Here is a 10,997-nt window from a genome sequence, read left to right as displayed (position 1 = left end):
CCCCCGACCCCCCCCCCCCCCCCCCCCCGTCGGGTCAACCGTGTAAGGCGGATACGTCGAGAAATCTGTTTTTACAGTTATTGTTCCACTGTCGATCGATAAACCGCCACGCATCAAGTCAGCTTTGATGACCACGTCCAACTCAAAATTCGTACCCGTCTGGTTATCGAAGTACTCCTTGCTCAGACTCGACCAAGGAATAGTAAACTCCAGCTCCGTGAGTGCATTGAATTGGAGATCCTGGGCCGGTTGAGCGCCGTACGTCAGGCTCACTCCGTCGGTGCCGATTGTATCTGCCAACCGGCTGACTTTTACCTTCACACCTGCACGCGCATCGTTTAGATCAATCAGACCATCTTCGTTTGCCGGGACGGTAATGACCCCCAGTTTAGGCAATGGCAAAAAACGTACGTTTTTGAAATACACACCCCATGCGCTCGGGTTGCCAGCAACGTCAGTGATGATGAACCAGATGAACGCTCTGCCGCTCGTTACCTTGCGAAGCTCCGCGGTCGGGATCGACAGCTTGCCATCGATAGGCATCGTTCCGTTGAAAAAAGGGGGCACCTGCGGAGGATTGGTACGTACGCCTCCCACGTACAGGGTTAACGTGTCATCGGGCTGAGCGTTGGCGTAGCCTGTATCAATTTCTACCTGCAATCCCCCTTCGTTACCTGGCTGATTCGCCCAGGTGTCATCCAGATCGCCCGGGGCATTGGGAAACGTGGCTGGCGGAACTGTTCTGGCGCCTGGAACCTGCCCTGGATTTGTCCCTGTTTGTGCAGGTTTCGCTTGCCAGGCACCGGTACGGTCGATGAAAAACTGCATCACAACACCGGTCAGCGGGTTGAGCCCCCGCTCAAACAGCACGCTACGAACCCAGATCGGCGTCGGTCCGTCCGGGGTTGCATTCTCACCCAGATATTCAGTGGGCACTGTGATCGGAAAATCTACAGGGCGGGTGCCCACGTCACCGAGCCTTACCCGGGGCAGCCGCGTGAAGTCTGTCGGCAACGGATTGGACGGGGGTTGAGTTCGCGTAACCTCAAGAGCAATCTGATCACCGTTGTGGGGGTTCAACCACACATTGGTCTTGACCATAAGTGTCAGCGGGCCGCCCACAGGTATCGCAGCTATCGGAATAATGTCCTTGTTTGTACCGCGCCCGTCTGGCAATTCGGGGGTGGGTGCGGCAAGAATGCCTGCTTGGGTACTCGACTCCGCTGTTTGAATGCTTGTCATGTGCCTTCTCCATTGCGTAGAAAATGTTTTTTGATCCATGCATCTTCGACAATGGCGAACGTCGCCAACTGCTGTCTTAATATCGCTACCCTGTTGCGCCCTGATCACTTCATCCAACTTGAATCCGAGCAATACTTGCTTTCGCCCGGAATTTTCCTGTCTACCTTCACCAGCCCGGTAAACGAGCGAAAGATGGGTACACCGTTGCGCAATAGCTGGTAATTCACTATGGCCGAATCGTTTTCCTCCATGGGTGCTATATGTGAATCGAATGGCTTGATTACTATCTTGACCGGCTCCTTGGTTACAACATCTGTCACAACCTCAGTAAAGTTAAACACCTGTGTCAAAGGGTTTCCCGACCCGTTTAAAGAATCCCATGCCTGCCAATCGAGGCTGAGGACATCCGTAAGCTGAAACAAGTCATCGAAAGGAATTTCGATACGTACCCCTTCCCAGATAAACAAGGCTTCCGGATCTTCGGGATGGTTCTTGTAACAGCCGATATAACCCCAATCATCCGCATCGGGAAAAATAACCTCTTTCAAACGTTGCGGCGGCTTAACTATTGCAAAAGTCAGGCGTCGTGAAGGCGACGTAGTAGGGTTGATCGAACGTACTGTGTAAAAAAGCTCAAACGTAGCCACATCCGGAAGTTTCTCGGGAGCCACTGGAATACGAAACTCCGGCGCATCATCCGCGGCCCCATATTCGGCAAATGCGATGTAATCAGGGTTACCGACGATGAAAATCTCAACACGGTCTTTACGCACGCCTGAAACAGGAAAGTTCGGCCAGCGGTCAATAATACAAACGATGCCCACCTGTTTTGCGTCCGGCGGCAATGTTCCGGCGGGGTCAAGCGGATCGACGCCTTCCACTCTAGGCAAGCTCAGAAGCACACCGGGATTCAAGGGATTGCTGGAAGTTATTGGCGTTTCGATAGGCATGGAATTTCTCACTGGCGGGTCATCTTGGCCTGAAAGAAATTAAGCGCTGGTATTGGAAAGATTCCTACTGTCAGATCTGACAGGTAATCCGACCGTTTGTCGGAAACCAAATATTGCCGTGACGACTTCTGCTGCATTTGGAGGTTGACGGCTTGAGGTCAGATGGTGTCTTCTGAAACCGGTTTCAGCGGTATTGGTGCCGTCAGACCTCTATATTCAAAAACAAGGTCTAACCCATTGAATGACTTCTCCGCCGCACAGCGCAGCCGCGTGACCATGCTCGATGTCGCCGAGCGCGCCGGCGTGTCCAAGGCCAGCGTCTCACGTTTCATCGGCGATGACCGCGCCCTGCTCTCCGATGCCATAGCCCGGCGCATCGAGCAGGCGATTGATGAACTCGGCTACCGCCCCAACCAAATGGCCCGTGGCCTGAAACGCGGGCGTACGCGCCTGATCGGCATGCTTGTCGCCGATATCCGTAACCCCTATTCGATTGCCGTGATGCACGGGGTGGAAACCGCCTGCCGTGCGCACGGCTACAGCCTGGTGGTGTGCAACACCGACCGCGATGACGAGCAGGAGCGCCAGCATCTGGCGCTGTTGCGCTCGTACAACATCGAAGGGCTGATCGTGAACACGCTGGGCCATCACCGGGACGAACTGCACGAACTGCGCCGCGAGATGCCGCTGGTGCTGGTGGATCGCAAGGTCGACGGGCTCGACAGCGACATGGTCGGGTTGAACAACTCGCAAGCAGTAGAGATGGCGCTCGCGCATCTCGAGCAACGCGGATATCGGGATCTTTTGCTGGTGACTGAACCGTATGACGGCACCAGCTCGCGGATCGAGCGGGTCAGCAGTTTTCAGGCGCAGATTGCTCAGCGCTCAACCCTGACTGGGGCGGTGCTGGAAACCGGTGATGATCTGAACGCGCGACTTCAAAGCTTTTTAAACACACCCGGTAACTGCCCGAAAGCGCTGTTTTGCGCCAACGGTGTGGCGGCGCTCGCCGCGACGACTGCGTTGCGCCAGATTGGCTGCCGGTTGTTTGAAGATGTCGGGCTGATCGCCCTGGATGATCTGGATTGGTATCCGTTGGTGGGCAGCGGGATCACCGCGCTGGCACAGCCAACGCAAGAGATAGGCGCGAGGGCGTTTGAGTGTCTGCTCAAGCGCTTGCGCGGAGATGATGAGATGGCGCGGGTACTGGATTTTGCGCCGGCGCTGGTTGAGCGTGGGTCGACCCGTGAGGTTGGCGGAGTCTGATCTGACGCCTTCGCGAGCAGGCTCGCTCTCACAGGTTGATCCCATTCCATTGTGGGAGCGAGCCTGCTCGCGAAAGGGCCTGCAATAACACTACGGAATCACCTGATCTTTTTTTGAACAAAAATGAAACCGGTTTCAGAGGTCAATAACAATGAATAAACCAGCCGTTTCCATCAGTCTGTCCAGCTACGGTGCCGAGCTCGTGCGCCAGCGTGGGCAGGATTGTTTTATCGACATCCTCGCGGCAGCCGGCGCCAATCGCATCGAGTGGCGCGAAGAGTTGCTGACCCGGGAAGACCCGGCGCAACTCGCTCAGGCTACCCAGGCGCAGGGCTTGCAAAGCATTTATTCCTCACCCGCAGAGCTGTGGCTGGCCGGGCAAGCGCAACCGAATCCCGAACTGATTACCGCGCTGCAACAGGCCCAGGCGTTCGGTTCGAAATGGCTGAAAGTTTCGCTTGGCTATTTCACTGACAACTCTGATTTGCAGGCACTGGCCGAGCGACTCAAGCAAAGCCCGGTGCAACTGCTGGTGGAGAACGACCAGACCTTGCACGGCGGGCGCATCGAGCCGTTCCAGCGTTTCTTCGCCGCCGTCGAGCAGCACAACCTGCCGATCAAGATGACTTTCGACATCGGTAACTGGCACTGGCAGGATCAGTCCGCCGCCAGCGCCGCACGCGCGCTCGGCCGTCACGTCGGTTATGTGCATTGCAAAGCCGTTGCGCGCCGCGCCGACGGCAAACTGGTCGCAATACCGCCGGCCATCAGCGACCTGCATCTTTGGGAACAACTGCTGCGGCACATGGACCAAGGCGTCATGCGCGCCGCCGAATACCCGCTGCAAGGCGATGACCTGGTGCAACTGACCCGTGAACACGTCGCCGCCCTCGCCCGCCTCGGTCAATCGCGCCTGGAGCCAGCTCATGTCTGAGATCGATATTCTTTCTTTCGGTGAAACCATGGCGATGCTGGTCGCCGAGCAGACCGGCGATCTGGCGAAGGTCGAGCGATTTCACAAACGGATTGCCGGGGCCGACAGCAACGTCGCGATCGGCTTGTCGCGCTTGGGTTTCAACGTCGCGTGGCTGAGCCGGGTCGGTACCGATTCGCTCGGACGCTTTGTGGTCGAGACGCTGATCAAGGAAGGTCTGGATTGCAGCCACGTCGAAGTCGATAAAAACCATCCGACCGGATTCCAGTTCAAATCGCGCAACGACGATGGCAGCGACCCGCAGGTGGAGTATTTCCGCCGTGGTTCGGCGGCCAGTCATCTGTCGCCGCACTCCATCAACGACAACCTGCTCAGCGCCCGCCATTTGCACGCCACCGGTATCCCACCGGCGCTCTCCGCCTCGGCGCGGGAAATGTCCCTCGAGCTGATGACCCGCATGCGCGCCGCCGGACGCAGCGTTTCATTCGACCCGAATCTGCGCCCGAGCCTGTGGGCCAACGAGGCCGAGATGATCCGCGAGATCAACCGCCTCGCCGCCCTCGCCCACTGGGTGTTGCCGGGGTTAAGCGAGGGCCGCCTGCTTAGCGGTTTCGACGACCCGGCCGACATTGCTGCGTTCTATCTGGATCAGGGCGCCGAGGCCGTGGCGATCAAGCTCGGGCCTGCGGGTGCTTATTACCGCACGCAGCTGGATCAGGGTTTCGTTGCCGGCGTGCCGGTGAGCAACGTGGTCGATACCGTGGGTGCCGGAGATGGCTTTGCGGTGGGGATGATCAGCGCCCTGCTCGAGCATCAGAGTTTTGCCGAGGCCGTGCAGCGAGCGAACTGGATTGGCAGTCGCGCGGTGCAGAGCCGTGGGGATATGGAGGGGTTGCCTTCCCGCTTGGAGTTGACCGCTGAATTCGCGAGCAGGCTCGCTCCCACAGGGGAATGCATTTCAAGCCTGCTCGCGAAGAGGCCCGCCTGATCACCGCAAATCAATGAACCTGCTGCGACAAAAACAACAAGCTCAGGAGTCACACCGATGAAAACCGCTACCCTCGCCACCCGCCGCTGGTGGTACATCATGCCGATCGTGTTCATCACTTACAGCCTGGCCTATCTCGATCGCGCCAACTACGGTTTCGCCGCCGCGTCGGGCATGGCCGAAGACCTGATGATCACACCGGGCCTGTCCTCGCTGCTCGGTGCGCTGTTCTTTCTTGGGTACTTTTTCTTCCAGGTACCTGGCGCGATCTACGCGCAAAAGCACAGCGTGAAAAAACTGATCTTCGTCAGCCTGATTCTCTGGGGCGGGCTCGCCACGCTGACTGGCGTGGTATCCAACGCCTATTGGCTGATCGTCATTCGCTTCATGCTCGGCGTGGTCGAAGCGGCGGTGATGCCGGCGATGCTGGTGTATCTCTGCCATTGGTTCACCCGTGCCGAACGCTCACGGGCCAACACCTTTCTGATCCTCGGCAACCCGGTGACCATGCTGTGGATGTCGGTGGTCTCGGGTTATCTGGTGCAGCATTTCAGCTGGCGCTGGATGTTCATCATCGAAGGTCTGCCGGCAGTGTTGTGGGCGTTTATCTGGTGGCGTCTGGCCGATGATCGTCCGGTCCAGGCCAAGTGGCTCAACGACCAGGAAAAGCAGGATCTGGAAAGCGCCCTCGCCGCAGAGCAGGTCGGCATCAAGGCTGTGAAGAACTACGCCGAGGCTTTCCGTTCGCCGAAGGTGATCATTCTCGCGCTGCAGTTTTTCTGCTGGAGCATCGGCGTTTACGGCTTTGTGTTGTGGCTGCCGTCGATCCTCAAGGCCGGCGCGCAAATGGACATGATCGAGGCCGGCTGGCTCTCGGCGCTGCCATATCTGGCGGCAGTGCTGGGCATGCTCGCGGTGTCGTGGGGTTCGGACAAGTTGCAGAAGCGCAAACGCTTTGTCTGGCCGCCACTGCTGATCGCCTCGATTGCGTTCTACGGCTCATATGCCTTGGGCGCCGAACACTTCTGGTGGTCGTACACCCTGCTGGTCATTGCCGGCGCCTGCATGTACGCGCCATACGGGCCGTTCTTCGCCATCGTCCCGGAGATCCTGCCGGCCAACGTTGCCGGTGGCGCCATGGCGCTGATCAACAGCATGGGCGCGCTCGGCTCGTTCGGCGGTTCGTATCTGGTCGGCTACCTGAACAGCTCCACCGGCTCGCCCGGCGCGTCCTATTTATTGATGAGCGGCGCGCTGTTGCTGTCGGTGGTGTTGACCATTTTCCTCAAGCCCGGCGCCAGTGATCGCGTCGTCGCCAAAGCCGTCGCCACACCGCGTGTGCCGGCGCATTCCTGAAAGGACTTTTGCCATGAAAAAACAGGTCGTGCTGTACAAGAAACTCTCGCCCGCGCTGATGGCGCGCCTGCAAGAGCAGTTTGACGTGACGCTGATCGAAAGCCTCGACGCCGATGGCCTCATGCAGTTGCGCGATGCCCTGCCCCGCGCCCACGGTTTGCTCGGCGCCAGCCTCAAACTGGATGCGGCGTTGCTGGACCTGGCGCCGCAGCTGGAGGCAATTGCCAGCGTCTCGGTGGGTGTTGACAACTACGACATCGAGTATCTGAATCGGCGCAAGGTTCTGCTGACCAACACCCCCGACGTGCTCACCGAAACCACCGCCGACACCGGTTTCGCCCTGATCCTCGCTGCCGCGCGGCGTGTGGTTGAACTGGCGAACATGGTCCGTGGCGGGCAGTGGAGCCGCAACATCGGCCCGGCGCATTTCGGCACCGATGTGCATGGCAAGACGCTGGGCATCATCGGCATGGGCCGCATCGGCGAGGCCCTGGCCCAGCGCGGGCATTTCGGTTTCGGCATGCCGGTGATCTACCACAGCCAGTCGCGCAAACCGGCGGTCGAGGAGCGTTTCGACGCGCAATATCGCAGCCTCGAAGATTTGCTCCAGCAGGCCGATTTCATTTGCCTGACTTTGCCTCTGACGGCGCAGACCGAACGCTTGATCGGCGCCGAGCAATTTGCGCTCATGCGGCCGGAAAGCATTTTCATCAATATCTCGCGGGGCAAGGTGGTTGATGAGGCGGCGATGATCGAGGCGTTGCGCAGCAAGCGGATTCGCGCGGCGGGGCTGGATGTGTTCGAGCGCGAGCCGTTGAATCATGACTCGCCGTTGTTGCAGTTGAGCAACGTGGTGGCGACGCCGCACATGGGCTCGGCGACTCATGAAACCCGTGAAGCGATGGCGCGCTGTGCGGTGGAGAATCTGCTGGCGGCGCTGAATGGGCAGCGGCCGGCGAATCTGGTGAATCCTCTAAACTGATCGTTCCCACGCTCTGCGTGGGAATGCCTCAAGGGACGCTCCGCGTTCCAGCTTACGAAGGGACGCAGAGCGTCCCGGGCTGCATTCCCACGCCGGAGCGTGGGAACGATCAGTGTGTAGGGTAAGGCCGGGGCAGGCAATGCAAGACCCTCAGGCACTCCGCGCCTGCAGCAGCTGCACCGCACACAGCGCAATCCGCGCGCAGGCATCCGCCAGTTTGACCCGATCCACCACCAGCCCGATGCGAATATGCCCCGCCGCGCTCGGCCCGAACGCTTCGCCGGCCAGCACCGACACGCCGTAACCTTCCAGCAATCGCTCGGCAAACGCCTGAGCGCCGAGGCCGGTCTGGCGCACATCGACCATCACGAACATGCCGCCATCCGGGCAAATCGGCTGCAACCCAGGGCAGCCGTGCAACCGCTCGCACACCAGATCGCGGCGCAAGCGATACTCCTCGCGCATCTGAGAGACTTCCGGCAGATCACTTTGCAGCGCCAATTGCGCGGCTTTCTGTACGAAATCCGGCAGACCGAAGAGCATGCTCAGCGACAGATTCACCAGATGCTCGGCCAAGGCATTCGGGCCGATCATCCAGCCGATACGCCAACCGGTCATCGCATGGGATTTCGACAGACTGTTGATCGTCGCGGTGCGCTCGGCCATGCCCGGCAGGCTCGCCGGGCTGATGTGCTCGCCTTCATATAACAGCTCGCTGTACACCTCATCGCTGATCAGCCACAGGTCATGGCGAATGCACAGCGCTGCCAGTTCCTGCCAGATCAGCAAGGATAGGCTGGCGCCGCTGGGATTGTTCGGGCTGTTGAGCAGCATGGCGCGAGTTCGCGGGGTAATGCGCGCAGCGACATCGGCCGGGTCGACACGAAAACCGTTCTCCGGGCGCACCGGCACCGCAATCACCTTGGCACCGCAGGCGCCAAACACACCTTCGTAAGTAACGTACATCGGCTCGGCGACGATCACCTCATCACCCGGATCAAGCAGACATTGCGCCACCGAGTACACCGCGCATTGCGCGCCGGGCAGGACAATCACCTGATCAGGATCAACACGCTGACCACTGCGCTGGCGATGACGCTCGGCAATCAGCCTGCGCAGCTCGAAGCGACCACGCACGTCGGCGTAATGGGTATCGCCGGCCAACAGGCTGTCAATCGCACCATGGACGATCGGCAACGGCGTATCGAAATCCGGATCGCCGACGCTCAACAACAAAACATCAACGCCCTCGGCGCGCAGTTCCAGCGCTCGGTCGTGAATCTGCCAGGCAGCGGCACCCTCCCCGGCGATTCGTTGGGTCAAGGCTGAATAGCGCATGTACGTCTCCTGTTAGCGCGGTTTCCAGCCTTCACCGTATCTCAAATCACGAAACGCGCCACCATGGCGTTCAAATCCACTGCCAGTCGCGACAGTTCGTGGGTCGCGGCGCTGGTCTGGTTGGCGCCGGCGGCCGATTGCGTGGCGAGGTCGCGGATGTTGACCAGATTGCGATCGACTTCGCGGGAGACTTGCGCCTGCTCTTCCGAAGCGCTGGCGATAACCAGGTTGCGTTCGTTGATCTGGTGAATCGATTGCGTGATCTGCTCCAGCGCCACACCGGCAGCGCGGGCCATTTCCAGCGTGGACTGAGTGCGCTGATTGCTTTGCTGCATCGACGAAACCGCTTCACCGGTGCCGTTTTGAATGCCGGCGACCATTTTTTCGATTTCCTGAGTCGACTGCGCGGTGCGATGCGCCAAGGCGCGCACTTCGTCCGCCACCACGGCGAAACCACGGCCAGCCTCGCCGGCACGCGCCGCTTCAATTGCAGCGTTGAGCGCCAAGAGGTTGGTCTGCTCGGCGATGGCGCGAATCACGTCCAGCACCTTGCCAATGTCACGACCTTGCGCGGCGAGGCCTTCGATCATCTGCGCGGTGTTCTGCACGTCGTGAGTCATGGTCTGGATCGCGTCGACGGTTTTCACCACCTGATCGCGACCTTCGCGGGCGGCGTGGGTCGACTGATTGGAAGCTTCGGAAGTCGAAACGGCGTTGCGCGCCACTTCTTCCACCGCAGCGGTCATCTCGTTGACGGCCGTGGCGGCCTGTTCGATTTCATTGTTCTGCTGCTGCAGACCGCGCGACGCTTCTTCAGTGACGGCGCTGAGTTCTTCGGCAGCGGCGCCCAGTTGCGTCGCGGAACCGGCGATCTGCTCGATGGTTTTACGCAGATTGGTCTGCATCGCGGCCAAGGCTTCAAGCAAGCGCGCCGGTTCGTCCTTGCCGTCGACTTCGATGGCTTTGCTGAGGTCACCGTCGGCAATGGTTTGCGCAGCGAGCACGGCGCGGTTGAGCGGCGTGACGATGCTGCGGGTCAGCAACCAGGCGAGCAACACGGTGGCCAGTGCCGCAATCACGGCGACGATGATGATCCCGGTGATGGCGCTGTCATAGTTTTCACCGGCCTTGGTGGCCGCCGCTCTGGCCCCGGCGGTATTCATGCCGATCAGCTTGTTGAGCTGCTCGCCCATCTGATCGGTGCCTTCCTTGATGCGCGTGTTGATCAACGCGCGCATCGCTTCCAGATCGCCTTTGCGCGATAGCTCAATCATCTGATTCTGCGCTTGCAGGTAATTATCGAGCGTCGTCGAAAACGTCTGGAAGACCGCGCGCTCTTCAGGGCCTGCCGGCAACGCAGCGTAGCTGGCCTGCGCTTTGCGCACCTTGTCGACCAGCACCGCGATGCGGGTTTCTGCCTCTTGCAGGCTGGCCGGTTCGCGATTGACCAGCACGCGGAACGAGAGGATGCGCATACGCAGGACGTTTTCCGTGACCACGCTGAGGTGGGTCACGCTTGGCAACTGGTTGGTGTCCATGTCGATCGACGCCTGACGAATGACCGTCATGCGGCTGACGGCGAATACGCCGAGGACAATCACCAGCAAGGCGATAAAGGCAAAACCGAGGAAAGCACGGGGCGCGATATTCAGGTTACGCAGGGACATGGTCGGACTCTCGAAAGAAAGAAACTACGAGCGTCCATGCCGTGAGCACTGGCCCATAGCGGGCGACAGTCCGGCGGCACTGAATTGTGGTTTTGTGTGCGCCTGACCGTTGTATCGGCCAGGCTTGAGGAAGGTTTCGGGTCCGCAGTAAATATTTTTTCGGACGTTACAACAATGAAACACTGCTCCGCTGCCTTGGTAGGAGCTGTCGAGTGCAACGAGGCTGCGATCTTTTGATCTTGCTTTTAAAAGTCAAAAGATCGCAGCCTCGTTG

The 10,997-nt window shown here is 59.6% G+C and carries 8 protein-coding genes and 1 pseudogene; 5 read left to right on the top strand and 4 right to left on the bottom strand.

Going from position 1 to position 10,997, the window contains the following annotated elements; all coding sequences use genetic code 11:
• Together QMX86_RS25015 and QMX86_RS25010 are read right to left on the bottom strand one after the other, a co-directional pair.
• Window positions 1-1,242: pseudogene (locus tag QMX86_RS25015) on the bottom strand (hypothetical protein); the annotation flags it as partial.
• A 104-nt stretch (window positions 1,243-1,346) separates the two neighbouring features.
• On the bottom strand, window positions 1,347-2,192 hold the full coding sequence (locus QMX86_RS25010; RefSeq protein WP_282386737.1) for a hypothetical protein: 846 nt from the start codon (window positions 2,190-2,192) through the stop codon (window positions 1,347-1,349).
• A 237-nt stretch (window positions 2,193-2,429) separates the two neighbouring features.
• On the opposite strand from QMX86_RS25010, the gene QMX86_RS25005 reads away from it, so the two are divergent.
• From QMX86_RS25005 to QMX86_RS24985, 5 genes are all read left to right on the top strand, one after another.
• Entirely contained in the window at window positions 2,430-3,458 is a 1,029-nt protein-coding gene (locus QMX86_RS25005) for a LacI family DNA-binding transcriptional regulator (protein WP_282386735.1), read from the top strand.
• Between the two features lie 151 nt (window positions 3,459-3,609).
• Window positions 3,610-4,392 carry a TIM barrel protein gene (locus QMX86_RS25000; RefSeq protein WP_282386733.1) on the top strand — a complete coding sequence of 261 codons (783 nt, stop codon included), beginning with the start codon at window positions 3,610-3,612 and terminating at the stop codon, window positions 4,390-4,392.
• On the top strand, window positions 4,385-5,380 hold the full coding sequence (locus QMX86_RS24995; RefSeq protein WP_282386731.1) for a sugar kinase: 996 nt from the start codon (window positions 4,385-4,387) through the stop codon (window positions 5,378-5,380). Before QMX86_RS25000 ends, QMX86_RS24995 begins: the two co-directional genes overlap by 8 nt.
• 57 nt (window positions 5,381-5,437) lie before the next feature.
• Window positions 5,438-6,736 carry an MFS transporter gene (locus QMX86_RS24990; RefSeq protein WP_073476638.1) on the top strand — a complete coding sequence of 433 codons (1,299 nt, stop codon included), beginning with the start codon at window positions 5,438-5,440 and terminating at the stop codon, window positions 6,734-6,736.
• Window positions 6,737-6,749: 13 nt separating this feature from the next.
• Complete coding sequence (locus tag QMX86_RS24985; RefSeq protein ID WP_282386729.1) at window positions 6,750-7,718, top strand: D-glycerate dehydrogenase; 969 nt, start codon at window positions 6,750-6,752, stop codon at window positions 7,716-7,718.
• Between the two features lie 150 nt (window positions 7,719-7,868).
• Here QMX86_RS24985 and QMX86_RS24980 read toward each other — a convergent pair whose 3' ends face one another.
• On the bottom strand, window positions 7,869-9,056 hold the full coding sequence (locus QMX86_RS24980) for an aminotransferase class I/II-fold pyridoxal phosphate-dependent enzyme (protein WP_282386727.1): 1,188 nt from the start codon (window positions 9,054-9,056) through the stop codon (window positions 7,869-7,871).
• A gap of 41 nt (window positions 9,057-9,097) precedes the next feature.
• Window positions 9,098-10,723: a methyl-accepting chemotaxis protein gene (locus tag QMX86_RS24975; RefSeq protein WP_110645411.1), complete on the bottom strand. Its 1,626-nt coding sequence runs from the start codon at window positions 10,721-10,723 to the stop codon at window positions 9,098-9,100.
• Between the last annotated feature and the right edge of the window lie 274 nt (window positions 10,724-10,997).

The sequence above is a fragment of the Pseudomonas sp. PS01270 genome (assembly GCF_029959775.1).
Classification (GTDB): domain Bacteria; phylum Pseudomonadota; class Gammaproteobacteria; order Pseudomonadales; family Pseudomonadaceae; genus Aquipseudomonas; species Aquipseudomonas atacamensis.
Note: the sequence above shows the minus strand (reverse complement) of the source record. Positions and strands in the feature narration are given on the sequence as shown.

What these genes read in the sequence shown, in the direction of transcription:
- QMX86_RS24995 (WP_282386731.1), top strand. Translation starts at nt 4,385, where the DNA reads ATGTCTGAGATCGATATTCTTTCTTTCGGTGAAACCATGGCGATGCTG.
- QMX86_RS24985 (WP_282386729.1), top strand. Translation starts at nt 6,750, where the DNA reads ATGAAAAAACAGGTCGTGCTGTACAAGAAACTCTCGCCCGCGCTGATG.
- QMX86_RS25010 (WP_282386737.1), bottom strand. Translation starts at nt 2,192, where the DNA reads ATGCCTATCGAAACGCCAATAACTTCCAGCAATCCCTTGAATCCCGGT.
- QMX86_RS24975 (WP_110645411.1), bottom strand. Translation starts at nt 10,723, where the DNA reads ATGTCCCTGCGTAACCTGAATATCGCGCCCCGTGCTTTCCTCGGTTTT.
- QMX86_RS24990 (WP_073476638.1), top strand. Translation starts at nt 5,438, where the DNA reads ATGAAAACCGCTACCCTCGCCACCCGCCGCTGGTGGTACATCATGCCG.
- QMX86_RS25000 (WP_282386733.1), top strand. Translation starts at nt 3,610, where the DNA reads ATGAATAAACCAGCCGTTTCCATCAGTCTGTCCAGCTACGGTGCCGAG.
- QMX86_RS24980 (WP_282386727.1), bottom strand. Translation starts at nt 9,056, where the DNA reads ATGCGCTATTCAGCCTTGACCCAACGAATCGCCGGGGAGGGTGCCGCT.